The following is a 25,906-nucleotide window of genomic DNA, read 5'->3' as shown; positions in this document are numbered from 1 at the left end:
AAACCATTTTTGTTGTGATGCATTTAAAGTTGGGCGATTCTACACTAATTCACGCTAATTACCGAGCAACAAGCTGAATTTCCTGCTTGATACGCTCGAATTTTTTAAAAAAAGGCTGCCCTGCCAGTATATTTTCAGGCAACTGCTGACGCGCATTTCTTGCTTCATCAATATTTGCAAACGGCGCTTGAATAACAACCCACCAAGGCGTACTGTTTCTCACCGTTTGATAGACATACACGTCTTTTAACTCATTTGTTAAAACAAAGCTATTTGCTATCGCTTTGTCTTTCACTGCAAGTAACTGAATAGCCCATACGCTGTCATTTTGCGTCAATAACCACTCTGTTGGTAATAAATCTAATTCGCGATTTTTTGTTTCCAACGATTCTTTTACAGGCTCTGATTTAAGAGTCAACTTTGTCGATTCAGAGGCGGCTACACCTTGTTCAACGTCATTACTTGTTGAAGTTACAGTCTCAGCAACCGTGTCAGCTTCTCTACTTTTAACTAACTGTGAGTTATTTTGTGACCTAACAACTTCTGCATCTTCACTTGGCCTTGGAGTTTCAAGCGCAGTTAAAACGGCAGAAACGGTATCTGAGGTTGAATCTTTAGATGCTTCTACTAAAGTTTCTTTCGGCACTTCATCCAAAGCTTCGTTAGTTTGTATCGAAGGCTGAACTGCTATAGTGTCTTGCTGCTGCAATGCCTTATCAGTTTGAGTTTCGGTACTATCTAGATTTAACACCTGCTCTGCAGATAGCACAGTTGCGAGAGGCTCAGCATCATCCACTTGGTCACTAAAATAGAACTGAATTTGCTTTTGATACATAAATGCGACAAGCAACAAAGCCAAGAGCACTGTCAAAGCAATTAAATGCCAACGATAGCGCTTTTTAGGTAGCTGTGTTCTCAACTGGCTCTGTTGCGATGCCTGCCAATTCAGCAGTAACGCGGGGTTGCCATGTGACTCTTGCAAGAACGCCTGAAAAATAGGATCTTCTTCCATTGGTAAATCTTTGAAGAACATCGCCATCAGTTGTTTAGACTCAGACAGTGACAAACGTTCTAAGTGAATATCAAGTGCACTTGGCAACATTCTAGGCGCTTGTGCTGTTACCAAAATAAACAGCTCAACAGGGCTTTTTGCTGACAATATTCTCAGTTGTTCAATGATTTCATCTGATAGATGCCTTACACCATCTAATACCCAAAAGCAGGGGCCACAAGGTTGTGTTTGATAAAGTTGAAAAAAGTTGTCTGAAAGCGTTTGTGTTTGATCGACCAACGGCGCTCTAAAGCTATTTTGTAGCAACTGAGTCATCAACTCAGCGTCTTTCATCTGTGCCGTTACTTGAATATAGGCTTTATTAAATTCAGGATACTTTTCAGTGATTAAGGTCTCTGCTAAATAGCTTTTTCCTAACCCTGAAGGACCAACCAAAGCAATGAGATTCTGCCCATATTCGAATTGCATCGCAATTCTATCAACCAAGGCTGCTCGACTCGGCAATATTTGCGATTGCATTAGCGCCCTATCAGCTGACTCACGGCTTCATCAGACACATCATCAACGAGTGCACATTGCCCTAGTCGTGTAGGGACAATGAATCTGATCTTGCCTTGTTGGTTCTTTTTATCTTTTCGCATATGACCAATAAACTGCTCACTGTTCATGGTCTCTGGGGCACTGACTGGTAGGTTATAACTTGCAATCAGCGCTTCAACTCGAGCAACTTCAGAGTCAGTAACAGAACCTCGCATGTTCGCAAGCTTCATTGCTAACATCATACCCGCAGCTACCGCTTCACCATGTAACCAGTTACCATAGCCCATTTGTGCTTCAATGGCATGGCCAAATGTGTGACCCAAATTAAGAAGTGCCCTCAAACCTGCTTCTTTCTCGTCTTGAGAAACAATTTCAGCTTTGATTTCACAGCAACGGTAAATAACTTTTTGTAACACATCGTTTTGTAGATTGCTGAGGGCTTCATGTTGCTCTTCTAAAAAGCTCAGAAGTGCTAGGTCGTAAATTAAACCGTATTTGATAACTTCAGCCATGCCTGCAGCAAACTCCCTACTTGGTAGGGTTTGCAAGCTGTTGATGTCGATAAAAACAGCTTTAGGCTGATAAAAAGCCCCGATCATGTTTTTACCTAGCGGGTGGTTCACAGCTGTTTTACCGCCTACAGAGGAATCAACTTGTGATAGCAAAGTCGTTGGAATTTGAATAAATGGCACGCCGCGTTGATAGCACGCCGCCACAAAGCCTGTTAAGTCCCCAATTACCCCACCGCCAAGCGCGATTAAACAGGTATCTCGACCACAATTATGTTCAAGTAAAAATGCTGAAACTTTTTCAAACCACTCAAGGGTTTTAAATTGCTCACCATCAGGGAGAATAAAATGCAGAGGCTCTAACTCTTTGAGTTGAGTTAACAGTGGGTCTAAGTACAGAGGGGCAACCGTTTCGTTGCTGATGATCACTGGGCGACATTTACCTATATGTGATAACAATCGCCCACTGTCGGTAAGAAGGTTTTCACCAATATAAATGGGGTAGCTGCGCTCGTTTAAATCTACATTAAGTTCAAGCATCGGCTACTCCTTTTATAATTTAGAAATCTAACTTCTCAATAATTTGATTTGCTACTACTTTTGCGCTCTGCTCATCAGTGCGAACAACAAAATCAGCAACTTCTTGGTATAAAGGCTCACGCTCTTCAGCTAAGCGCTCTAGTACATCACGCGGTGCTTCTTCAGTTTGTAGAAGTGGACGACGCTTATCTCTTTGAGTGCGAGCAACTTGTTTTTCAATTGGTGTTTCTAGGTAAACAACAATGCCACGCGCTGACAGTTTGTTACGAACTTCTTTGCTCATAACTGAACCACCGCCAGTAGCTAATACAATACCTTGCATCTCAGTTAGGTCAGAAATTACGCCTTCTTCACGACGACGGAAACCTTCTTCACCTTCAAGATCAAACACCCACGCAATGTCTGCGCCAGTACGACGTTCGATTTCTTGATCTGAGTCGAAGAATTCAAGGTGTAATTGGTCTGCCAAATGACGACCAATTGTGCTTTTACCAGCCCCCATTGGGCCTACTAGAAATATATTACGTTTCTCAGCCATATCTATTTAGTACTAACGAACTCTAAAATTTGAAAATAAACCCCGCCTCACGACCTGGCCCCAAAAATTAAGGAGGGGATTATCTCAGTAATTCGTGCGCAATTTCAAGTCAAATCATTTAATTTACCGTAAACCACGCAGAATATAATCATTAATGCGCTGTTACTGGCCGTCTAACATGATTTTCGGGGTCACGAATATCAGCAACTCTCTTTTTTCATTAATGTGACGCGTGTTCCTAAATAAAGCACCTAGGTAAGGTACATCACCTAAAAGCGGCACTTTAGTCACAGCACTGGTGATTTCTTGCTGATAGATACCACCCAGTACGATGGTTTGACCATTTTCGACCAATACCTGTGTTTCTATTTGCTGGGTATTGATAGCAACAGCAGGCCCGGTCGGCGTTTGTACATTATCACCACGCGTATCTTGTGTGATAACTAGGTCCAAGATAATTTTGTTGTCAGGTGTGATCTGTGGCGTGACTTCCATGCTTAACACCGCCTTTTTGAACGTAACAGAGGTCGCACCGCTCGCGCCAGCCGATTCAACATAAGGGATTTCTGTACCTTGCTCAATACGTGCTTTTTTCTGGTTAGCAGTCGTAATGCTTGGTGTAGCAATAATTTCGCCTTTGTTTTCTTGCTCTAACGCCGAGAGCTCTAAGTCAATTAGCGTACCATCCGCTAATTTAGCAAGATGAACACCTATGCTGCCAGCTGGGTTAGTGACCGGTAAATTGACATTTAAACGGTCTGTAAAGGCAGGAATAACACCACCTGATAATTGATCAGCACTCGACAATTTACCAGAGATTGCATCTGATCCTTGCTGATCACTAAAGCCCCAACGAATACCTAGGTCATCTGAAACGTTATCGCTTACTGTTACCATACGAGATTCAATGCGAACTTGCTTAACCGGTACATCCAGTGTTTCGACCATACGACGTACATTTTCAATACTTTTCGCAGTATCTTTGATAATCAAAGTATTGGTTCTAACATCCACTGATACATTACCGCGATTACTGATAATGCTGTTAACTTCTGTTTTTAGTAAGTCTGCAAACTCTTCCGCTTTAGCATAGTTTAATTGCATATACTCGCTATATAGCGGCTCTAGCTCTTCTACCTGACGCATTGCTTGCAATTCTTTCGCTTCCCTTGCAGCTATCTCTTCTGCAGGTGCAACCATTAAAATTGAGCCTTCGGTGCGCTTATCTAAACCTTTAACTCGCAGTACAACATCTAGCGCTTGATCCCATGGGGTGCCTTCTAAACGCAAAGTGATGTTGCCTGATACGGAGTCGCTGGTGACCAAATTAAAATTGTTGGTATCTGCAATGATCTGTAATACCGATCGAATTGGAATATCTTGGAAGTTTAAGGTAATTGGCTCACCTTGATATACTTTTTCTTCACCAAACTTTTTAGTCTTATTATCTTTTTCTATGGTCAGTGTGAAGATATTGTCTAGCTGCTCATACTTAAACGCAAACGCGCTGTTTGGCTCAATCACCAAGCGGCTTTTATTACCTTCTGAAAAGGTCTCGATTTTGCTGACCACAGTACCAAAATCAACCACATCTAATTCGTAAAGTAACTCGTCTAAAATATCTATATGATGGAAATCCGCAATGATTTTTCCACCACGCTCCTGCACATCTATTGCAGCTTGTGAGGTTTCTAGAAACACTAATACTTTAGCTTCGCCTTTTTCACCACGGCGGAAGTCAATTGATTGAATACGATTTATGTGGTGAGTGAGCTGACCTGCACCTTGCTCTGAAGACTCTGAAACGTCATAGATTGGATTTTCAGAAATTTGCAGGTATACCAAATTGTTTTTAACTTCCGTTTTATAAAGCTTTAGTTGATCCATTTCGATAGAAACAATAAAGCCATCTTTGACCATGGTACTTCGGATCTGCTTAATTCCCGCTTTATTCACTTTCAGTTGCTGCAAGCTCTCTTCAAACTCGGCGCCCGAGAAGAACAATTCTAAACGTGCAGGAGCATTCAGCACTGAGACTTTGGGCTCCAAATTTAATTGCTCATCAAACACCAACTGCAATTCTGTCTCTGAATTAGAAATCGGGTTATAGCGCACATCATATAACATGGGTAAGGCATTAACTGAGCCAGATAACACAAGTAAAAGGCTTGAGAAAATGGTAGTTTTAAGCAAATTCGCAACCATGCGAGTCATAGTAGTGTACCTTTATTGTTATTCGCTTGCTGAAAGTTGAGTAGATTCAATAATCTCAACTTTAGTTAATCGTTCTTTCCAACAACCTGTTCCATCGGGGATCAGCTCTAATAATTCTACATGGTCATCATAAATACCAACTACTTCACCATGATACAGGCCCATATATTCCCCCTGCTTCACTCGGAAAAGGCCCTGATCAGCAGCTCGTATCAACGCCCAAGTAATGCCAGATAAGGCTATTGTGCCTTTCATCACAAGATTATCAATAGGATACTTTTCTAGAGGATCTCGAGCACGATTTTGATCTGGCTGTAAACAGTTTTTGACCTGAACTAACCTGCTTTCAATCACTTCAGGTTGAGGCGCATCAAATGGACTACGCAGTGAACCGGCGCTATATGGAAAGTATTCAAATTCTTTCATATTAGGGATCGGCTCAACTTTCGGTGTTGCACTGGCTTGCACTTGATCAATAAACTCTTTCTGCTGCGCCGTATCATCATTGCAAGCAGCCAAAAAAAATAGGCTTAAACTGATAGCTATACTTTTAAGGTGCATTTATTTAGCTCCTTGTTCATAGCGATACGTTCTTGCAACAACACTAAATACTAAGTCACGGTCATTCGCTCGTTCTATTCTAAAATCATGCAAACTGACAATTCGTGGTAATTGTGCAACCTTGCCAACAAACTCACCAAACTCATGGTAAGTGCCGACCACCTCAAGATTAATCGGTAATTCTGTATAAAACTCTTTCTTTATCTCTGGCATCCAACCAATCTTTAAAAATGTTAGACCACTTGAAGTGCCCACATAGGTCAAGTCATCTAATAATCCAGGTGTTTCGTTAGAGGTAGGGAGTCGTTGTAAGAGTTGAGAAAATTGCGCTTCCATATCTTGCATTTGCTGCTTGTATAAATCTAAATTGTTCGCCCTTGCATACTTGAAGCGATACGAATTTCTCAGCTCTTGCTCTTTATTTACTGCAAAGTCATACTCATCAATTGCTGAAGATACTAAGATTGAATAGCCAATAAACAACATGATCACAGTAACCAGAACGACGCACATGGCTTTGACAGGCTTTGGCCATTCACCAATATTATCTAGCTCAATCTCATTCCAATCGATATCTTGTAACGCTTTAAGATCAAAGTTCATCTAACCATTCCCTCACTTTTTCTCTTTGGCATCTTCAAGTTCTTGATAGGACTTAACGTAAAAGTGCATGGTGAAATCGCTCAACAAGCGATTAGTTTGTTCACCTGCAATAATCCCCTGAATCGTAGGCTTTTCTAATAGATAAGAAGACTCAACCTGCCTTAGCATTTGCGACAAACGATTATTTGATTCACTACGACCTACCACTTTTATCATGTTGCCATCACGCTGGAGACTGGTGAGGTAAACACCCGATGGAACAACACGCGCCACTTCATCTATAATTTGTGTGCCAAGATTACGATTACCTTGTAACTCTTCAATTAAGCGAATACGACGTTGTAAATTACCCTTTTGCTTATTTAAGTCGTTGATTTCTCGGATCCGTGTATCTAATTTTCGGATCTCAGACTGTAGGTAGTTATTTTTTATTTCTTGCCCTGTGCGAAGGCTATCGTAAAAGCTACCGATCAAATACATCACAAATAAAGAAACCCCCACAATACTGCCAATCAGAATTAGGAACTTTTGTTGTGAAGCTTGTCTTTGTTGCTCGCGCCAAGGTAGGAGGTTTATATGTGGCATGTGGTGAAACTCCTAAGCGCTAGACCTGTGGCAAGGGTAAACTGAGGTTTGTGCCTTAACAGTACGTTTCGGTCTACTTTAGGTGCAATTTCCATATCTGAAAACGGATCGGCAATAATCGTGTGGATCCCCAATTCATCGACCAATAGTCTATCGAGACCTTCAACCAAAGCTGTTCCACCTGATAGCACTAGATAATCGACATGGTCTTTACCACTGGTGGTCATAAACATTTGTACTGCTCGGCGGATCTGTTGCAATAAAGCAGTTTGGAATGGCGCTAGTACTTCAAAAGTATAATTTGGCGGTAAGTCCCCGGTTGTTTTTGCCAACTCGGCTTCATCGAACGTTTTGTTGTAGTAAGCAACAATGCTATTGGTATATTGCTCACCACCAAAGACCTGATCTCGGGTATAAATAGTCTTACCTGATTGAACCACGCTCATCAATGAAATCACCGCACCGATATCAACAATCGCAACGATTTTATCAAATGCATCGGAAGGAAGCTGACCATATAAAGTATCAAGTGAACGACTCAAGGCATAACTCTCAACGTCAACCACTTTAGCTTTGTAGCCTGCCTCTTCTAATGCACTCACTCTTGCTAGTACACTCTCTGTTCTAGCTGCAGAAAGCAGCACATTCACTTTCGACGGATCGGCTTCATTGACCGATATTTTCTCAAAATCTAGACTAACTTCGTCTAATGGGTATGGAATTAAGCTGTCGGCTTCAATGGCGATTTGCGACTCTAGTTCAGCATCAGTTAATGAAACATCCATAAAGATCACTTTGGTGATAACCGTTTGACCTGATACAGCAACTGCTGCGAAAGGGGCATGTTTTGGAAAGCGTTTTTTTAGTTTACTGATTGCACGACCGACCGCCTCAATATCTTGTACGGCTCGTTCAGTAATTGCACCTTTAGGGATGGGTTCAATAGCAACAGCTTCAACGCGATAACCGCTGTGAGTTTGCGAAAGCAAAACAGCTTTAACACAGTGAGAGCCTATATCTATGCCAACCATGAGTGGGGCTTGTGCTTTGAACAATTTACTTAACATACCCTGTGTTTTTATCCTTTATTTTAATTTAAACAGGTTATTATTTATGAACAAAAAATACTAATCGAATTTTGTTCAAGCTATACTAGCAGCCTCTACCCACAATTGGGAGTCTAACTAGGGAATATTACGTGACTTTATTAAAAAGATTTTTACAGTTTATTATCGTCTGCGGGTTTTTAGGCGTACTCACGTTACTAGCACTATATTACTACGTAAAATCAGATATCCCTAGTGTTGAGGTACTTAAAGAAGTTCAACTTCAAACACCTATGCAAGTTTTTACCAAAGATGGAAAATTAATCAACCAATTTGGTGAAAAGCGCCGTATTCCCGTTAAGATTGACGACGTTCCTAAACCTTTACTCAATGCATTTTTAGCAACAGAAGATAATCGTTTTTATGAGCATTTTGGTATAGATCCTATCGGGATCGTACGTTCGGCTATTGTATTGATCAGTACAGGCCAAAAAAAACAAGGTGCCAGTACTATCACCATGCAGTTGGCAAGAAATTTCTTTTTAACCCGCGAAAAAGCTTACATTCGTAAGGTAAAAGAAATTTTCATTGCGCTACATATAGAACAATTATTGTCAAAAGATGAAATTTTAGAACTGTATTTAAATAAGATTGAATTAGGCCACCGTTCGTTTGGCATTGGTGCCGCAGCACAGGTTTATTATGGTAAAGAGTTACACGAGCTCACATTAGCGCAGATGGCCATGATCGCAGGCTTACCAAAGGCACCTTCAGCGCTAAACCCTATCAGTAACCCGACTCGCGCCAAATCTCGCAGGAATGTGGTTTTAGGTCGAATGCTGACAGAAAAGTACATCACTCGCAGTGAATATAATGAGGCAACACAAGCCCCTATTACTGCAAAGCGACACGGTGCAGAAATAGAGCTTTATGCACCTTATATTTCTGAAATGGTCCGTGCATATATGGTAGAGCGCTATGGTGCTGACAAAGCCTATAACACTGGCTTTAGAGTTTATACGAGTGTTGAATCTGAAATTCAGCTTGCCGCACAACAAGCACTCATTAACAATCTGCATGATTATGACATGCGTCACGGCTATCGAGGGCCTGAATCTGTGCTATGGCAACACGAAATAGACCCTATTCCTGCCCGTGCAGAACTACTTAAAACACTCAATGACGTTAATGAAATTGACCCACTCGTTGCCGGTATTGTCACGCATGTTTACGAACAAAGCGCTGAGGTGCTATTAAAATCAGGTCAATCTGTAGTCATTGAGTGGGATGGTCTGAAATGGGCACGCGCATACATTAACGAAAAACGACAAGGTAATGCCCCTAAAGCAGCGGCCGATGTACTTTCGCCAGGAATGCAGATTTGGTTACGAGAAAATAATGGCTGGCAATTAGGTCAGTATCCACAACCATCAAGTGCCATTGTATCTTTAGATCCAAAAGATGGCCGCATCAAAGCCTTAGTAGGTGGTTATAGTTTCGCACAAAGCCAATATAACCGTGCTGTACAAGCGAAACGTCAGGTTGGTTCAAACATTAAACCTTTTATTTATTCAGCAGCATTAGAAGACGGTTACACGCTTGCTTCAATTATTAATGATGCACCTATCAACCACTGGGATAAAAGCTTAGGGGTTGCATGGCGGCCTAAGAATAGTCCTGAAGTTTATAGTGGCCCAATTCGAATTCGTCGCGCATTGGCGCAATCAAAAAACGTCGTTTCAGTTAGATTACTCAGAGGTGTCGGCTTGCAGCGCTCTGCCGATCATTTGCTTAAATTTGGTTTTGCTGATGAAGACATTAACCGCAGCGAATCTTTAGCATTAGGTAGCGCTGCAATCACACCATTAGAAATGGCACGCGGTATGAGTACCTTTGCTAATGGCGGTCATCTAATCGAACCTTATTTTATCAGCGAAATAACAGACGCATACGGTAACTCGCTGGGTAAAGCTCAGCCATTAATCGCATGTAATGAAGAGCTACGTCTCGAAAATACCATGCAATGTGCACCACAAATTATCAGTGAACAAAATGCTTTTCTCGTCTCAAGTGCATTACATAGCGCGATTTGGGGTGGCGGTAGCTGGAAACACAAAACAGGATGGGTTGGTACAGGTTGGCGAGCGCAAGCTTTAAAGCGAAGAGACTTATCAGGTAAGACAGGTACCACCAATAACTCAGTGGATACTTGGTTCACAGGTTATAACCGTAATGTATTAACCACAGTGTGGGTAGGTTTTGATGATGCAAGTAAATCTCTTGGTCGCGCAGCCTATAACAGCAATTTAGGTAAAGGCCAAGCCGTTGGTGCTGAAGCAGGTGCGATTACCGCACAGCCAGCTTGGGTGCGCTTTATGAGAACGGCACTTCAAAATGAACCGCTCGCACCGATTGACCCTGCACCAGGCTTAACTTCTGTTAGAGTTGATTTAAAAACTGGCTTATTAAGTTCAAAAAACGATCATACTAGCCGTTTCGAATACTTTGAGTCTGACACTGTACCGACTAAATATGTTCAGCAAGATAAGTCAAAAACCCCATTCTCTTCTGACTCTTTGCCTGAACAAGATGAGCTATTTTAATTAACATACAGAATAGCCTTAACAAAAAAGCGAAGTGCTAAAAACACTTCGCTTTTTTGGCTCTAAATTCGCCTAGCTATCCACTACTTAAGATTCTGACATAACCAGAATAAGTCTGAGTGAATGCCCGCAGCGGTCACTTCTTTACCAGCGCCAGGCCCTTGGATAACCAGTGGGTTCGCGTCATACCATAGTGTTTTCACTACAAAGATATTATCACCCGGTGTTAAATTGGCAATCGCTGAGCCTTGCTCTGCAAACGCAATACCCACTTTTGCGTCAACTTTGCCATCTTCAGCGATACTTAATAAACCGGTATAACGCAGCTCACAGTTATTTGCTTTCGCCTGTGCAAACTTAGTCTCATAAAACACATCCAGCTCGTCTTTCTTAGCTAGAAAGTCTTGCCAGCTACCTGCAGCTAAATGCTCAGGCATTAATGGTTCTAAACCAATATCATCTACATCCAGTGACAGACCAAGCTCTCGAGCAAGAATTAACAACTTACGCTGCATGTCTCGTCCCGATAAGTCTTCGCGAGGATCTGGCTCGGTATAGCCCATAGCTTGCGCTTCTAGCACTAAATCTGAGAAAGCTTTGCTACCATCATACTCACTGCACAGCCAAGATAAAGTGCCCGAAAAAACACCCTCAACCTGAGTGATTTTATCACCACTATTTTGTAGGTCAGCTAGCGCAAAGTTAACCGGTAAGCCCGCACCAACACTGGTGTTATAACGCCATAGCAAATTGCGCTCTTCGAGCTGCTGACGCAAAGCTACATACCAGTCTTGTTGTGCAGTGCCGGCATACTTATTAGCACTGATAAGATGACAATCACGCTTCACGAACTCTGGGTATAAGAGGCTAAATGATTCACTCGCAGTGATATCAATGACAACTTTATGCTCGTAATCTAGCTCTTCAATACGCTCTAGTACTTCATTTTGTTCATATGCTTGCGCTTCATTTTGCCATTGAGTTTGCCAGTTATCTAAATTCAAACCACTGGCAGCAAATAGCATTTGCTGCGAACGTAATAAACCAACGACTTTTAAATCAAATTGCGCTTGTAAACGAGCAACCTGAGTTTGGCACTGCTCAAGGAAAACCTCACCAACATTACCAAGACCCGCAATGATAACCGCCAGCTCTCGGCCTTTATTCACGAGCTTGTCATGTAAAATCGCCAAAACATCGCTGTCAATCGCTTGGTCAGTCAAGAACAGTGCATAATCTTCATCACTATGTGCAAACCTGAGTACCACGTCTTGCTCTGCCAACACTGATTTAGCCTGCAGCTCTAATGCAGAGATATCGGATTTTGGTGCAACCAGTGCAAAGCCTTGTAAGTGGCTTTCAACCAAGGTGAGACGGCCAGCAAAATATTGGCTTACTTGATGTGTGAAAGCACCTGGTAGCAATAAAAACTCTTCGCCATTTTGTACAAAGTGATGAATGCTATGCTGAATAAGCTGACTCACTTCACGCACTTCATTAACACCTAAACGGTCAACACGCACAAGATCTAAATTATCAAATGACGTAATAAAACGTTTCGCCTTACTGTAACCCGCTTTGACGATTTCAGTACCTGGCGCTTCAGAGTCAAAACTGCTACGAACCTGTAACTTGATGCTGGTATTTTTCAAAGGAGATAAAGTTTTAGCATGCAATACAGGATTACCTAAACGCGCTAGTAAATTTGCTTGTTCACGACACACTTTAGGGTATTTAATTGCATTGCTGACTTTTCGTGGATCGGTGCTGAATACACCTTGCGTATCGGTCCAGATAGAGACTGCTTCTGCATCGCTATAATTTGCTAACAATGTTGCAGTGTAGTCACTGCCATTACGTCCCAGCGTCACAGTATTACCCTGGTCATCTGCAGCAATAAAGCCTGTGACCACAAAGATGTGATCGTTATCTAAGGTCGCTAAGCACGCTTGCTTATTTTGTTGATGCACTAACTGACCGTTATGCACAGTAAATAACGTTCTGGCATCAATCGCTTGGGCTTGTAAATCGGACTCTGATAAGTAGTTTGCTAGAATGCGCGCAGACCATAATTCACCGTGTGCTAATAGCTCAGCTTCATTTAGAGTTTTACTGTTCGCAGCTTGGGTGATCACTTGTAATTCAGTTAACAGTGTATCGGCCAATTGACGCTGCTTTTCCCCCTGGAATAGTGCGTTAATCAGTTCGACTTGATGGTTCTCAACCTGTAATAGAATATCGTTAAAACTTTGCTGCTCTTGTTGCTGATAACTCTGCCATAGTTTAACTAGGGTATTGGTTGTTTTACCTGCTGCAGAAACCACAACACAATCGCCCAACTGACACTGGCCAACCACGATCTGTGCGACAGCCTGATAACGCGAGGCCGAGCTTAAGCTCGACCCACCAAATTTATGTACTACTCTTGTCATTTTCTTTTACCAAAGTGCTGGATGGGCAGGTGTTAATTTACAGGCTTTGTTATCAGCAGACGCAGGAGCTTTACCTGGCTGTGTTTTAGCAAAAGCCGCTTCGAGGTCTGCAAGTAGATCTACTACTTCCTCAATACCGACAGAAATACGGATCAAAGTATCGCCTACACCCGCTTCTAAACGTGCTTTAGGTTCCATGCCTGCATGTGTCATGGTTGCAGGGTGACAAATTAAACTCTCAACACCACCTAAAGACTCAGCCAACGAGAACTCTTTCACTGTTGTTAAGAATGCCGCAGCATCTTCAAGACCACCTGCGATATCAAAACTCACCATGCCACCAAACCCTAACTGCTGTTTTTTCGCCAGTTCGTGTTGTGGATGTGATTCAAGACCTGGGTAATACACTTTGCGAACGTACTCAGACTGTTCTAAGTACTTGGCGATAGCTAAGGCATTTTCTTCGTGCTGCTTAAGACGCACTTTAAGAGTTCTTAAACCACGTAATGTCAGATAGCTATCGAATGGTGCACCAGTAATACCAATATTATTTGCCCACCAAGCCAGCTCTTCGCCTAACGCTTGGGTTTTCGCAATCACGGCCCCACCAACGACATCAGAATGGCCGTTAATGTATTTCGTGGTCGAATGCACCACAATATCAACACCAAACGAAATTGGGTTTTGTAGCGCAGGAGATAAAAACGTATTGTCAGCCCCAACTAATGCGCCCACTGCATGGGCTGCATTCACAACCGCCTCTATGTCTGTAAGACGAAGAATTGGGTTACTCGGTGTTTCAATCCAAACCAGTTTAGGTTTGATCTCTGCAATTTGTGCAAGGCTGTCAGCGCGAGTTAAATCTAAAACTTTTAGTTTTAACAAGCCACGCTTTTCAAGTGATGTAAATAAACGATAACTACCACCATAACAATCATGTGGAATAACTAAAGTATCGTCGTGATTTAAAAGTTGTGTTACTAGGTGTACAGCTGCCATACCGGTCGCTGTGATGATGCCTTTTTCTCCACCCTCAAGCTGCGCTAGTGCTTCAGCTAGAATATCGCGATTTGGGTTACCGCTACGGCCGTAATCGTAATCACGCTTAGTATCGAAGTCAGCGAACGAATACGTTGTTGAAAGATAAAGAGGAGGCACAACCGCACCATGATGTTTATCGGCTTCGATACCATGTCTGACTGCGACTGTTGATTTATTGCGTTGGCTCATATCACCACCTAGTATATGGATGTTTAGACGTCCAAAAGGTTAGATGATCAAATTAGAGAAGTCAAAACATTTATACTGCTAAATGGCTATTTAACTAGAATTTGACTATCTTTTTTAAACCGATAAAATTTCGCCACCTCGTTAACTAATATTGTTAATAAGACTGGGTTTTTGACCATAAATCGGTACATCAACCTTAGTTTGAGTTGGGCGTTAGTCAAACTAGGTCAATTAAAGCCGTCGCAAACGAGCGTAGTCTTATTGGCAGTAATTACTCTAAAGGCATCAGAAAAAATATTATGGCTAAATGGAATGGTGAATATATTCACCCTTATGCAGAGCATGGCAAAAAATCAGAGCAAGTGAAGAAGATCACCGTATCTATTCCTTTAAATGTGTTAAAAGTACTGACTGATGAGCGTACCCGCCGTCAAGTGAACAACTTGCGCCATGCAACAAACAGCGAGTTACTGTGTGAAGCATTTCTGCATGCCTTTACGGGCCAACCGTTGCCGAGCGACGAGGACTTACGTAAAGACAATCCGGAGAAGATCCCTGTTGAAGTGCGTAATATTATGAAAGAGATGGGCTTAGAGATCCCTGAGATTAACGAAGAAGGTTAATCAGCTTTTTTCTTATTACAAAGAAAACATAAAAAAACCTCGCCATTGCGAGGTTTTTTTTTGCTTAATCTTAGTATTGATCAGGCTTCAAATTGTGCCATGTAGTTTTCTGGTAAATCGATTTGCGCAACGCCAGAATCAATCGCAGCCTTTGCTACAGCTTTAGCAATGCGAGGCAATAAACGCGGATCCATTGGCTTAGGAATAATATACTCAGCGCCAAATTCTAACGACTCAACATCGGCCGCTTTAAGCACTTGCTCAGGCACTGGCTCTTTCGCAATACCACGAATGGCTTCTACCGCTGCGATCTTCATTTCATCGTTAATCGCTGTTGCACGCACATCAAGTGCACCACGGAAGATAAACGGGAAACATAAAACATTGTTCACTTGGTTAGGATAATCTGAACGACCTGTCGCCATAATTAAATCGTTACGTGCACCATGTGCAACTTCTGGATTAATTTCAGGGTCTGGGTTTGAACACGCAAACACGACCGGCTTGTCTGCCATAAGCTTTAGGTCTTCTGGAGAGAGTAAGTCAGGGCCAGATACACCCACAAACACATCAGCTTCTGCAATTACGTCTTGCAGCGTACGCTTATCAGTATTATTAGCAAATAGTTTTTTATATTCGTTTAAGTCATCACGACGCGTATGGATAACGCCTTTACGGTCTAGCATGTAAATGTGTTCACGCTGTGCACCACATTTAATCAGCAGTTCCATACATGCGATTGCTGCAGCACCTGCACCTAAACATACAATGATAGCGTCATGAATGTCTTTGCCTTGTACTTCCAATGCATTCAACATACCCGCAGCAGTTACAATCGCTGTACCATGCTGGTCGTCGTGGAATACAGGAATATCACAACGCTCTATAAGTGCTTTTTCAATCTCAAAACACTCTGGTGCTTTAATATCTTCAAGGTTGATACCACCAAAGGTGTCTGCAATATTCGCAACCGTATTAATGAAGTCTTCAGTGGTGCGGTGCTTTACTTCAATGTCAATTGAATCTAAGCCTGCAAAACGTTTGAATAGTAGCGCTTTACCTTCCATTACTGGTTTAGAAGCAAGTGGGCCTAAGTTACCTAAACCTAAAATTGCAGTGCCATTACTGATCACCGCAACCATATTGCCTTTACCTGTATATCGGTAAGCATTAGCAGGGTCTGCAGCAATTTCTCGAACCGGCTCAGCCACACCTGGGCTGTAGGCCAACGCAAGATCTTTAACTGTTTCGGCTGGTTTAGTTAATTCAACACTGATTTTACCTGGAACGGGATGAGCGTGGTAATGTAAAGCTTGTTCACGAAAGTCTGACATGACGCGATTTTTTCCTGCAAAGAAGTTAAAAGTGAGAGTGAAATAATTCGCAATAACTAAAAGATACTCGCTTTCTAGATATATTCAAGCAATTTCAGGTCTATCCACTTTTTAGCGAAATTTATCTGCAAGATGCCGTAATTTTGCAGATTTTATGAAACATTCTTTTAGCTTTTTTGACATTTTACTGACCTAAAAAAGGGTCAATACGTTTAATAAACCAGCAATTTATACGACTAAAAATGTCACCCTATCAATCACAAAAAGAAGCCTCAACTTAGCTACATTTACTGCATTTTAGACTCTTTTAAACACATTTAGATAACTTTAAATCTCAATCAAAACCAGTTTAAGCAGCCGTACCTTTGAGAAAGCTAAAGTCAATCTCAATAAAAAGTGCAAAGTTATGCATTTAGTTATTACGCCATTTTCTACGGCTGTGCTATGAAAAGGGTTTGATGTATCAGAAATAATTTTGCAGAAGAACGATCAGATAAGCAATGCTAAGCCAGCTGGAAATAATGAATATTCAGAGGATTAATGAGTTTTATACCAACCCTCAATAATACTCAATCATTTTGAGGGACTAAAACTGACGCTAGTTCCTTAATAATTTCTTATTTAGAACAACTAAATAGCAAAATTTTAGCCTTGCCTACATGGAAGTAGGTACCTCAGCGATAGCAGGACACGTGAGCGGTGCTATCGACCGGTTTTCCTTGCCTCAAAATAGAGCGCTTAATTAAGAGGATTGGTATTAGACATAAAAAAAGCACCCAAATGGGTGCTTTTCTCAAACAAGCGATGCTTATTTCTTGCTGCTAAGAGCACCGAAACGCTTGTTGAAGCGATCAACACGACCACCTGTATCAAGGATCTTCTGCTTACCAGTGTAGAACGGGTGACATGCAGAACATACGTCTAGGTGAATGTCTTTACATAGTGTTGAACGAGTTTCGAATTTGTTACCACATGAACAAGTTGCTGTGATTGACTCGTACTTAGGGTGGATACCTTCTTTCATAGTAAACCTCTAGGTTAGGCCGTATCGCTCTCCAAACCCGGAGTTTGGCACCATACGTAGTTATATTCAAATTAGTGGACGCGTATTTTATTGAAGTAGCCAGAGATCTACAAGCAATAATTGCACAAAAAGTAAATAAATCCCGTGTTCATTACACCTAATCCAATGAACAGCAATTTACCGAGCGTTTTTCACTGGGATTTCAAGGTCTGCTTTAGTACATTATAACCATCTACTGTCATGTTCGAGCATTCATGCTATTTGTTGAAGTTGCCCTAAAAGTCCCCCTACATAGAACCTTTGATTATAAAATCGATCCGAATATCACAGTTCAAAAAGGCTGTCGTGTATGGGTGACTTTTGCCAATAGAAAATTGGTCGCCATGGTCGTTGACATCAAGACTCAGTCTGATGTGCCCGATAATAAAATCAAAGCCATTACCTCTGTCATTGATGAGCGCCCGATTATCAATGATGCGTATCTTACCTTTTTGAAATTTACAGCTCGTTATTATTGCCACTCACTAGGCGAAACTATTTTTACTGCGCTGCCAGCATCTTTGCGTCAAGGTGAACACCCAGATAAAACCCAAGTGCCCGATTACACTCTCACTGAGGAAGGAAAAGCATCCCCCAAGCTTCGCGCAAAAAAGCAATTAGCACTGATTGAGCATTTAAAAGGCTCTGGCATAACGAGCCTCACTGAGTTAAAGGCATTAGGGTTTACAACACAACAAATTAAACCGCTCAAAGAGAAAGGCTTAATCACAGAAGCCATTAATCACTGTGAAGCTTGGTCATCACATACACTTGAGATTGCAAGCAAACCGCGTCTAAATGAAGAGCAAGCTGCGATTTGTGCCGCTGTGAATCAACAAGTGGGCTATCGCACTTTCTTAATTGAAGGGGTCACGGGCAGTGGTAAAACTGAAGTTTACTTACAATGTTTAGAGAAAGTGCTTAATGCCGGTAAACAGGCACTGGTTTTAGTACCAGAAATTGGCCTGACGCCGCAAACTGTTAATCGCTTCAGACGTCGCTTTCCAAATACACCCATTGATTTATGGCATTCAAACTTAACCGATAATGAGCGCTTACACACTTGGCGACGCGCTGAGCAAGGTAGTAGCGCGCTAATTATTGCAACACGCTCTGGAGTTTTCCTACCTTTTAAGAGCCTAGGCATGGTCGTAGTAGACGAAGAGCATGACGGGTCTTTCAAGCAGCAAGATGGACTGCGTTATCACGCTCGAGACTTGGCTGTTTACCGCTGTGCGACACAGCAAATACCACTTTTATTAGGCACTGCAACCCCCGCACTAGAAACCCTACACAATGCACTCAGTGACAAATATCAATTAGTGTCGCTCACCAAACGTGCACAAACCAAAGTTGATAACGCCTACTTGTTGGTTGATATGAAGGGCCAGCCGCATCAAAATGGTTTTGCACCAACCACTTTACAACATATTGAACATACGCTTGCATGTGGTAAGCAAGTCATGGTGTTTTTAAACCGACGGGGTTATGCGCCTACTTTAATGTGTCATGAGTGTGGCTGGCTCAGTGAATGTCACCGCTGTAGTGCTAGTGCCACCTACCATAAAGGCATGTCTCGTTTAGTCTGCCATCACTGTGGTGAGCAAAGCTATGTGCCGCCCCAGTGTGTTGACTGTGGCAGTACCAATATTTTGCCCGTGGGTTTGGGCACTGAACAGGTGGAACAGTTTTTAGAAGCACAGTTTCCCGACACGCCACTGAGCCGTATAGATCGAGATTCAACCCGCCGTAAAGGCGCACTCGAAGAAGCCCTCAATGAAATTAATGAAGGTGGCGCACGAATTCTGGTTGGCACTCAAATGCTGGCGAAAGGTCATCACTTTGCCGATGTCAGCCTAGTGGTTATCTTAGATGTCGACAGTGGTTTATATAGTAGTGACTTTAGAGCTACTGAGCATATGGCTCAGTTAATCACTCAAGTTGCTGGACGCGCTGGGCGTAGTGGCGAACCCGGCACGGTATTATTACAAACTCATTATTGCGAACACCCGCTGTTACAAGATCTAGTCAATAATGGCTACGGCGACTTTGCCCGTTATGCACTCAAAGAGCGTGAAGAAGTTGCCCTACCACCATTTAGTTTTTTGGCTTTAATACGCGCCGAAGCTAACAATGCCAAATTAGTCATCGACTTTTTATCGGATCTGGTTCCTGCAAGCCCATTCTCTGGTATACAATTGCTCGGACCAATTCCCGCGCCGATGGAGCGTGTGGCAGGAAAATATCGATATCAATTACATATTCAAGCGCAGGACCGTGCAATTCTACATAGTTACTTAACTCAGTTATTAACCTATGTAGATAAGCATCCATTAGCAAACCGACTGCGCTGGAGTATAGACATAGATCCTATGGATACTTATTAAGTAACTTATGGCACAACACGACTTTATAAATAAAAAGCCCAAAGGCAGAAACACCAAAAAACCGGCACCTAGCCCAAAACCCGTCTCAAAATTGCTTATCTTGCTAGCCTTACTGCTCGTTGGCGGTTTTGCATATGGTCTTTGGTATATCACACAAAATGCCGACCCTAAAAAAGTAGAAGAAGCCGCCAAACCCGTTGCTAAACAAGAGCAACCTCTAGAGAAGCCAAAACCTAGAGATCCTGATTTTATTCAAGAGATTAAAGACGCAGAAATCAAAGTTGAAATTAAAGAAATCAAAAAACGCGGACCATACCAGATGCAATGTGGTTCATTTAGAAAACACGAAGACGCAGAGAGCATGAAAGCACAAATTGCGTTTGTTGGCCTAGTTGCTGAAATCCGCAGAACCGAAGGGTCAAATGGTGTCTGGTTTAGAGTACGTCTAGGCCCTTATGAAAGTAAGAGACATGCGGAAAGCGATAAAAACAAGCTCAAACGTATCAACATAGTAAGCTGTGGAATTTGGGGTTGGACTTGATTTCTCACTAATAGCCCATATACCTACAGCAATCTAAGATATTTAAGTAAGACAAGTGTGAGTTAACGCACAGTAAGGAATTTTATGACTACTATCGTAAGCGTGCGTCGTGACGACAAAGTTGTTATCGGCGGCGACGGTCAAGTGTCACTTGGCAATACAGTAATGAAAGGTAATGCCAAAAAAGTACGCCGTCTTTATAACGGTAAAGTATTAGCGGGTTTTGCCGGTGGTACTGCAGATGCATTTACGTTATTTGAGCGCTTTGAAAGCAAACTAGAAATGCACCAAGGCCATTTAACCAAAGCGGCAGTTGAAATGGCGAAAGATTGGCGTAGTGATCGCGCTCTTCGTAAACTAGAAGCCTTGCTGGCAGTGGCTGATGAAACTGCTTCATTGATCATCACAGGTAACGGTGACGTAGTGCAACCAGAGCATGACCTAATCGCCATTGGTAGTGGTGGTAACTTTGCACAATCTGCTGCAACTGCACTATTAGAGAATACAGATCTAAGTGCACGTGAAATCGTAGAAAAAAGCCTGAAAATTGCTGGCGATATTTGCGTATTCACTAATAATTTCCAAACCATCGAAGAACTATAGAGGATTGCCATGACTGCGATGACCCCAAGAGAGATCGTGCACGAGTTAGATCAGCACATTATCGGTCAAGATAAAGCCAAAAAAGCCGTGGCAATTGCACTTCGTAATCGCTGGCGTCGTATGCAACTTAACGACGATTTACGCGCTGAAGTTACACCAAAGAATATTCTTATGATCGGCCCAACAGGTGTCGGTAAAACGGAGATTGCACGCCGTTTAGCAAAACTTGCAAATGCACCTTTCCTGAAAGTTGAAGCAACTAAATTCACAGAAGTGGGCTATGTAGGTAAAGAAGTTGAGACTATCATCCGTGATCTGGTTGATATCTCAATCAAGATGACTCGTGAGCAACAAGCGAAAAAGCATCAACATCGCGCTGAAGAAGCCGCAGAAGAGCGCATTCTAGATGCACTACTTCCACCTGCAAAAGACGCTTGGGGCGAATCTCAGCCTGCTGAAAATAACAGCACACGCCAGGTATTCCGTAAGAAATTGCGTGAAGGTCAGCTAGACGACAAAGAAATTGACATTGATGTTGCTGAAGTTGCACCTCAAGTTGAAATCATGGCACCACCGGGTATGGAAGAAATGACCAACCAATTACAAGGTCTATTTCAAAACATGGGTGGTGACAAGCGTAAGAGCCGTAAGCTGAAAATCAAAGATGCTTTCAAGCTACTTGTTGAAGAAGAAGCCGCTAAAATGGTGAATCAAGAAGAGCTGAAAGAACAAGCTATTTTTGCCGTAGAACAAAACGGTATTGTGTTCATCGATGAAATCGACAAAATCTGTAAGCGCGGTGAAGCACAAGGTCCAGACGTGAGCCGTGAAGGTGTACAGCGTGATTTACTGCCTCTAATTGAAGGTTCAACGGTCAGCACGAAACACGGTATGGTTAAAACTGACCATATTCTTTTCATTGCCTCTGGCGCGTTCCAAATGGCAAAGCCGTCTGACTTAATTCCTGAGTTACAAGGTCGCTTACCTATTCGTGTAGAACTTGAAGCTTTATCGGCAGCTGATTTCAAACGCATTCTTACCGAGCCTCATGCATCGCTTACTGAACAGCAACAAGCACTACTTGGCACCGAGCAAGTGACTGTCGACTTCACTGATGATGCGCTCACTAAGATTGCAGAAGCAGCATGGCAAGTAAACGAGAAAACAGAAAACATCGGTGCACGTCGCCTTCATACTGTGATGGAAAAGCTGATGGAAGAAATCTCTTTTGATGCTTCTGAGAAGACAGGCACAACGCTTTCTATCGATGCAAGCTATGTTGAGCAGCATTTAGATATGCTGGTACAAGACGAAGACTTAAGCCGCTTTATTCTTTAAATTTAGTAAAGAATATGCGTTATTATTAAGCGGGGCCTGTGCCCCGCTTTTTTGTAATACAAAAAAATATCCATTGAGAAACGTCATGTATATTGTCAATAAACTTCACTATCATACAGTATCTAAAACGCTCGACATTCATTTCGATGATGAGCAAGTATTCACGTTAAGCTGTGAGTATTTACGAACCCACTCTCCTTCTGCTGAAGTCCAAGGACATGGTAATCAATCTAAAGATCCACTGAATCTGGTGTTGAATAAACAAGAGGTAGCCGTCAAAAAGCTTGAGCCTGTTGGACATTATGCCGTAAAACTGGTTTTTGATGATGGCCATGACTCAGGTTTATATAGCTGGCAATATCTTCGTGCACTTTCAGAAGAACAGACTGAACGCTGGCAGAGATACCAAGCGAGGGTTGAGGACTATCATGCCAATAAAGATCGTATTCCAATCAAGTTCACGCCCTAGCCTAGAGCGCTAAAACTTGAATATAAAAAAACGCAGCAAACGCTGCGTTTTTTTAATTTTATTAGCAAGCTAGTAGCGGTACTAAATTTAGTATCTATATTTAGCAACCGCCTCATGTAGTACTTTGGCTTGCTCTGAAACCTCTTCACTACTTTGGGCGTTACTCTGTGCATGCTCAGATGCAACTTGCGCAATATCTCGAATACGAACAACGTTCTTATTCACCTCAGAAGCAACTTGGTTTTGTTCATCAATGGCAGTAGCAATGTGCGTGCTCATTTCCATGATGGTTTGCACATCTGCTGTAATCGAGCTTAACAACTCACCAGCCTTCTCGGCTTGGGAGACACTTTCACTACCTTGAGTACGGCACTGTTGCATGATACTCACAACAGACTGAGTGCGCTCTTGCAGAGTAGAAATGATACTCTCAATTTCTTGTGTCGAATCTTGTGTACGCTGTGCTAAAGAGCGTACTTCATCAGCAACAACAGCAAAGCCTCGACCTTGCTCACCTGCACGTGCAGCTTCAATTGCTGCATTCAAAGCAAGTAAATTTGTCTGCTCTGCAATGCCACGGATTACATCTAAAACCGAACCAATTGTTTCTGCATCACGCTCAAGTTGCGAAACAACGTCTGATGCGCCACCTAATGAATCAGATAACGCCATAATACGCTGAATTGTCGCGTCAACTTCTACTCGACCTTGTTGCGCATTACCATTGGTTGACTCAGCTTTATTCGCTGCAGCTTCAGTATTATGGGAGATATCTTGAATCGTCGCCTGCATCTCAGTCGCTGCAGTCGCCACCATATCTGCCTCGTGCAATTGTTCATGCATACCCGCACTGGTTTGTGCGGTGGTTTCACTTAAATGATGAGTCGCTTCATTAATCGTACCCAAAGCCGTGTTTACTTCTGAGATCAGAATCTTGAAGTCATCTATCAAGCTATTAAAATCTTCTGTCATCGTGGTAATTTCATCATTACCAGTAGACTCAATTTTAATTGCTAAGTTGTTTTCACGACGAATTCGCTCAATGGTTTGATAGACACGTTCCACTGGTCCAATGATTGAACGACTGGTAGACAGTACCAAAATCATAACGATAATCGCTGCGACGACAAATATACCTATGGCAGCAGCTTGCGTTGCTTTAGCGTTATCTTCGATAGCTTGCTTAGTTTGCAATACGATATTTTCAACCGTTGCATCACCTTGCTTTACAATTTTAACCATCTCGCCTAATGCACCGTTATCAAGTGATACACCTAGTTCGACTTGTGCATCAACAAGGTTAGTAAACTTGTTCTTATATTCCAGAAGTAAAGGTGATAAACCGTAAGGCTGTAACTTAGGATAGAGTTGATCATAAGTTTTATTGAATTTACCCAGATATTTAGTATCTAAACGAAGCATAAAATCTTTTTCTGCACGTCTTAGTTGTAGCATCAAGCTTAGTAATTCGAAGTTGTTGTGTTGCTTTAACCCTGTTTCTACTTCATGCACAGCAGAACGTAACGCACCATATAATGCATCTTTAGGGTGTAAACCAATTTTCTTTTGCAGAAAGACTACATTCTCAAACGTTTCTTTGTAAGATCGACTTAACCCTCGAAATTTTTCTAGTTCCCCTTGATCAATAGATAAATCATCCAGTAAAACATTTAATAGATCTATCTTTGTGATTAAGTGCTGATATTCTTTATCAAATTGACTAAGCGCTTCCGTGTCCTTATAAAATAGAAAATTCTTTTCATACTTGCGCATGGATAACTCATGTATTTCAAGCTCTTCAGCGTACAGAATTGCTTCATTGAGTTTCAGCATTGTGCGAGCTTCAAAGATAATCACCGCAAGCATTACCAGCATTGCAATGCCAACAACAATCGCATTGAGCTGTAAACGCCTTTTGATGGTTAAATTTTCTAATAAGGCCATACTGTTACCTAAGGTTATAAAACATATGTTTAGTATAGACCAAGGCTTAAAGTTAGGCTTTTAGATTTAACAAAAAAACAATAAAAAAGTGCCAACATGCGCAATAATTAAACTAGTTTACTATTTGGAACTATCCAACTTTTAATGAATTCCAAGCAAAATCATGCAATGCGGTAACATCATGCCATTGCTCAGCTTTAATCCACTCAACAAGGGCACACGGATCTGCTGAAAAATCCACCGACTTTTTAGGCACTGTGTCCAAAAAATCTTCAACCGCATTAGCATTTAAATAATGCATCTGCTTTGCCCAACCAAGCTTAATTAGCAAACTTGCATCAATAACCTGTGTGAGCTCTTGCTCAAGCGGTTTAATTAATAGGCTTTTCCCCATATTCAGTGCAGCGTTAATTACTTCAAATTGCGCATGTGCAATCACACCTTTGCAACTTTTCATATCATGTAATAACTGCTCATGATCATCGGGCCGGTAATGAATATTGCCCACCGATTTCACTTCTGCTGCTGGATGAAAACAATAAAACTCCGTATTTGGAAAACTTGCCAATAATACCTGTATCGCCTCTAATTTTTCTGACGGCAAATAAACGACCACCTTATTTTTAATACAAGTCGTGTGATAGCTTGGTACGATAGGCGGCAAAATATTTTTCGCAAAAGGGATCCAGTGAAACCCTACACGGTAATCAGCAGGCACTAACCATTGCTGCCAAATTCTCGTTAGATTCGCCCCTTCAAAAGGCAGTTGATGATGATTTATTGCGACATGATGCCCCAAAGCAAGCACAGGGATCCCTGAAAGCTTTGCCGACCAGGCGACAATCGACTCATTGTCAGTAATGACTAAGTCATAATTTGCGACTTTAAAATATGCTCGATGAGTAAAAATATCAGAAACTTTTTGTCTGAAGGTTTTCGTAAAGCGATTTGATTTATGCCGCACCAAGCAACTCCCCACTTTAAGCGCTTCAATTTCGGCAATTATCTGCTTGCTCATAGGGTTTGACAGACTATTACCGGATAGGATCACATCTGTGTTTACTTGATGCGCTTTGAAGCACTGAATCAACAAAAGTGTTTGCTGTAATTGTGCAAGATCGATGATTTTTGCTGCATATAACACTTTCAATGAATTCACCTTATTCGTTCCTTGTGGCAAGAACACCTGGG

21 protein-coding genes are annotated in these 25,906 nt (G+C 41.9%); 7 read left to right on the top strand and 14 right to left on the bottom strand.

Annotated elements, in window-relative coordinates; all coding sequences use genetic code 11:
• Window positions 1-58: 58 nt before the first annotated feature.
• The 8 genes from C1E24_RS02070 to C1E24_RS02035 all read right to left on the bottom strand — a co-directional run bounded on the left by C1E24_RS02070 (window position 59) and on the right by C1E24_RS02035 (window position 8,169).
• Window positions 59-1,531: an AAA family ATPase gene (locus tag C1E24_RS02070; RefSeq protein WP_138478289.1), complete on the bottom strand. Its 1,473-nt coding sequence runs from the start codon at window positions 1,529-1,531 to the stop codon at window positions 59-61.
• Complete coding sequence (gene aroB, locus C1E24_RS02065) at window positions 1,531-2,601, bottom strand: 3-dehydroquinate synthase (RefSeq protein ID WP_138478287.1); 1,071 nt, start codon at window positions 2,599-2,601, stop codon at window positions 1,531-1,533. The genes C1E24_RS02070 and aroB overlap by 1 nt, the downstream gene beginning before the upstream one ends.
• 19 nt (window positions 2,602-2,620) lie before the next feature.
• Complete coding sequence (gene aroK / locus C1E24_RS02060; RefSeq protein WP_138478285.1) at window positions 2,621-3,139, bottom strand: shikimate kinase AroK; 519 nt, start codon at window positions 3,137-3,139, stop codon at window positions 2,621-2,623.
• Between the two features lie 162 nt (window positions 3,140-3,301).
• Window positions 3,302-5,353, bottom strand: coding sequence for a type IV pilus secretin PilQ (gene pilQ, locus C1E24_RS02055; RefSeq protein WP_138478283.1), 2,052 nt, complete (start codon window positions 5,351-5,353; stop codon window positions 3,302-3,304).
• A gap of 18 nt (window positions 5,354-5,371) precedes the next feature.
• Window positions 5,372-5,914 (bottom strand): pilus assembly protein PilP, encoded by a 543-nt coding sequence (locus C1E24_RS02050; protein ID WP_138478281.1) that lies wholly within the window; start codon window positions 5,912-5,914, stop codon window positions 5,372-5,374.
• Window positions 5,915-6,517, bottom strand: a complete 603-nt coding sequence (locus C1E24_RS02045; protein WP_138478279.1) for a type 4a pilus biogenesis protein PilO — start codon at window positions 6,515-6,517, stop codon at window positions 5,915-5,917.
• Window positions 6,518-6,529: 12 nt separating this feature from the next.
• Window positions 6,530-7,102: a PilN domain-containing protein gene (locus C1E24_RS02040; protein WP_138478277.1), complete on the bottom strand. Its 573-nt coding sequence runs from the start codon at window positions 7,100-7,102 to the stop codon at window positions 6,530-6,532.
• Window positions 7,090-8,169 (bottom strand): pilus assembly protein PilM, encoded by a 1,080-nt coding sequence (locus tag C1E24_RS02035; RefSeq protein WP_138478276.1) that lies wholly within the window; start codon window positions 8,167-8,169, stop codon window positions 7,090-7,092. Before C1E24_RS02035 ends, C1E24_RS02040 begins: the two co-directional genes overlap by 13 nt.
• A 131-nt stretch (window positions 8,170-8,300) precedes the next feature.
• Here C1E24_RS02035 and C1E24_RS02030 point away from each other — a divergent pair, with 131 nt between their 5' ends.
• Entirely contained in the window at window positions 8,301-10,751 is a 2,451-nt protein-coding gene (locus C1E24_RS02030) for a penicillin-binding protein 1A (RefSeq protein ID WP_138478275.1), read from the top strand.
• Window positions 10,752-10,834: 83 nt separating this feature from the next.
• Here C1E24_RS02030 and metL read toward each other — a convergent pair whose 3' ends face one another.
• Together metL and metB are read right to left on the bottom strand one after the other, a co-directional pair.
• Window positions 10,835-13,183, bottom strand: a complete 2,349-nt coding sequence (gene metL, locus C1E24_RS02025) for a bifunctional aspartate kinase/homoserine dehydrogenase II (protein WP_138478273.1) — start codon at window positions 13,181-13,183, stop codon at window positions 10,835-10,837.
• A gap of 6 nt (window positions 13,184-13,189) precedes the next feature.
• Window positions 13,190-14,413, bottom strand: coding sequence for a cystathionine gamma-synthase (metB, locus tag C1E24_RS02020; RefSeq protein WP_138478271.1), 1,224 nt, complete (start codon window positions 14,411-14,413; stop codon window positions 13,190-13,192).
• 299 nt (window positions 14,414-14,712) lie between these two features.
• On the opposite strand from metB, the gene metJ reads away from it, so the two are divergent.
• Window positions 14,713-15,036, top strand: a complete 324-nt coding sequence (gene metJ, locus C1E24_RS02015) for a met regulon transcriptional regulator MetJ (RefSeq protein WP_058031143.1) — start codon at window positions 14,713-14,715, stop codon at window positions 15,034-15,036.
• 80 nt (window positions 15,037-15,116) lie between these two features.
• Here metJ and C1E24_RS02010 read toward each other — a convergent pair whose 3' ends face one another.
• Both C1E24_RS02010 and rpmE read right to left on the bottom strand, forming a co-directional pair.
• Complete coding sequence (locus C1E24_RS02010; RefSeq protein ID WP_138478269.1) at window positions 15,117-16,370, bottom strand: malic enzyme-like NAD(P)-binding protein; 1,254 nt, start codon at window positions 16,368-16,370, stop codon at window positions 15,117-15,119.
• 808 nt (window positions 16,371-17,178) lie between these two features.
• Window positions 17,179-17,394: a 50S ribosomal protein L31 gene (gene rpmE, locus C1E24_RS02005; RefSeq protein ID WP_058031145.1), complete on the bottom strand. Its 216-nt coding sequence runs from the start codon at window positions 17,392-17,394 to the stop codon at window positions 17,179-17,181.
• 254 nt (window positions 17,395-17,648) lie between these two features.
• On the opposite strand from rpmE, the gene priA reads away from it, so the two are divergent.
• From priA to C1E24_RS01980, 5 genes are all read left to right on the top strand, one after another.
• A complete protein-coding gene (priA, locus tag C1E24_RS02000; protein WP_138478267.1) occupies window positions 17,649-19,820 on the top strand; it encodes a primosomal protein N' in 2,172 nt (723 codons plus the stop codon).
• A gap of 7 nt (window positions 19,821-19,827) precedes the next feature.
• Entirely contained in the window at window positions 19,828-20,361 is a 534-nt protein-coding gene (locus C1E24_RS01995) for an SPOR domain-containing protein (RefSeq protein ID WP_138478265.1), read from the top strand.
• An 84-nt stretch (window positions 20,362-20,445) separates the two neighbouring features.
• Window positions 20,446-20,964 carry an ATP-dependent protease subunit HslV gene (hslV, locus tag C1E24_RS01990; protein ID WP_058031148.1) on the top strand — a complete coding sequence of 173 codons (519 nt, stop codon included), beginning with the start codon at window positions 20,446-20,448 and terminating at the stop codon, window positions 20,962-20,964.
• Window positions 20,965-20,973: 9 nt separating this feature from the next.
• Window positions 20,974-22,302, top strand: coding sequence for an HslU--HslV peptidase ATPase subunit (hslU, locus tag C1E24_RS01985; RefSeq protein WP_138478263.1), 1,329 nt, complete (start codon window positions 20,974-20,976; stop codon window positions 22,300-22,302).
• Between the two features lie 85 nt (window positions 22,303-22,387).
• Window positions 22,388-22,771 carry a gamma-butyrobetaine hydroxylase-like domain-containing protein gene (locus C1E24_RS01980; protein ID WP_138478261.1) on the top strand — a complete coding sequence of 128 codons (384 nt, stop codon included), beginning with the start codon at window positions 22,388-22,390 and terminating at the stop codon, window positions 22,769-22,771.
• Between the two features lie 87 nt (window positions 22,772-22,858).
• Here the strand turns inward: C1E24_RS01980 and C1E24_RS01975 are convergent, their stop codons facing one another.
• Both C1E24_RS01975 and C1E24_RS01970 read right to left on the bottom strand, forming a co-directional pair.
• Window positions 22,859-24,715, bottom strand: a complete 1,857-nt coding sequence (locus tag C1E24_RS01975) for a methyl-accepting chemotaxis protein (protein ID WP_138478259.1) — start codon at window positions 24,713-24,715, stop codon at window positions 22,859-22,861.
• 130 nt (window positions 24,716-24,845) lie between these two features.
• Entirely contained in the window at window positions 24,846-25,874 is a 1,029-nt protein-coding gene (locus tag C1E24_RS01970) for a glycosyltransferase family protein (RefSeq protein ID WP_138478257.1), read from the bottom strand.
• Window positions 25,875-25,906 lie beyond the last annotated feature (32 nt).

This window comes from Pseudoalteromonas phenolica, from assembly GCF_005876835.1.
Taxonomy (GTDB): domain Bacteria; phylum Pseudomonadota; class Gammaproteobacteria; order Enterobacterales; family Alteromonadaceae; genus Pseudoalteromonas; species Pseudoalteromonas phenolica_B.
The sequence above is the reverse complement of the archived record's forward strand: the minus strand, read 5'-3'. Positions and strand labels throughout refer to the sequence as shown.

Coding starts and splice junctions, on each gene's coding strand:
- C1E24_RS01975 (WP_138478259.1), bottom strand. CDS start 24,715: ATGGCCTTATTAGAAAATTTAACCATCAAAAGGCGTTTACAGCTCAAT.
- C1E24_RS01980 (WP_138478261.1), top strand. CDS start 22,388: ATGTATATTGTCAATAAACTTCACTATCATACAGTATCTAAAACGCTC.
- C1E24_RS02010 (WP_138478269.1), bottom strand. CDS start 16,370: ATGTCAGACTTTCGTGAACAAGCTTTACATTACCACGCTCATCCCGTT.
- metJ (WP_058031143.1), top strand. CDS start 14,713: ATGGCTAAATGGAATGGTGAATATATTCACCCTTATGCAGAGCATGGC.
- rpmE (WP_058031145.1), bottom strand. CDS start 17,394: ATGAAAGAAGGTATCCACCCTAAGTACGAGTCAATCACAGCAACTTGT.
- aroB (WP_138478287.1), bottom strand. CDS start 2,601: ATGCTTGAACTTAATGTAGATTTAAACGAGCGCAGCTACCCCATTTAT.
- C1E24_RS02045 (WP_138478279.1), bottom strand. CDS start 6,517: ATGAACTTTGATCTTAAAGCGTTACAAGATATCGATTGGAATGAGATT.
- C1E24_RS01995 (WP_138478265.1), top strand. CDS start 19,828: ATGGCACAACACGACTTTATAAATAAAAAGCCCAAAGGCAGAAACACC.
- metB (WP_138478271.1), bottom strand. CDS start 14,413: ATGAGCCAACGCAATAAATCAACAGTCGCAGTCAGACATGGTATCGAA.
- metL (WP_138478273.1), bottom strand. CDS start 13,183: ATGACAAGAGTAGTACATAAATTTGGTGGGTCGAGCTTAAGCTCGGCC.
- aroK (WP_138478285.1), bottom strand. CDS start 3,139: ATGGCTGAGAAACGTAATATATTTCTAGTAGGCCCAATGGGGGCTGGT.
- C1E24_RS02050 (WP_138478281.1), bottom strand. CDS start 5,914: ATGCACCTTAAAAGTATAGCTATCAGTTTAAGCCTATTTTTTTTGGCT.
- priA (WP_138478267.1), top strand. CDS start 17,649: ATGCTATTTGTTGAAGTTGCCCTAAAAGTCCCCCTACATAGAACCTTT.
- C1E24_RS02035 (WP_138478276.1), bottom strand. CDS start 8,169: ATGTTAAGTAAATTGTTCAAAGCACAAGCCCCACTCATGGTTGGCATA.
- C1E24_RS02070 (WP_138478289.1), bottom strand. CDS start 1,531: ATGCAATCGCAAATATTGCCGAGTCGAGCAGCCTTGGTTGATAGAATT.
- C1E24_RS02040 (WP_138478277.1), bottom strand. CDS start 7,102: ATGCCACATATAAACCTCCTACCTTGGCGCGAGCAACAAAGACAAGCT.
- hslV (WP_058031148.1), top strand. CDS start 20,446: ATGACTACTATCGTAAGCGTGCGTCGTGACGACAAAGTTGTTATCGGC.
- pilQ (WP_138478283.1), bottom strand. CDS start 5,353: ATGACTCGCATGGTTGCGAATTTGCTTAAAACTACCATTTTCTCAAGC.
- hslU (WP_138478263.1), top strand. CDS start 20,974: ATGACTGCGATGACCCCAAGAGAGATCGTGCACGAGTTAGATCAGCAC.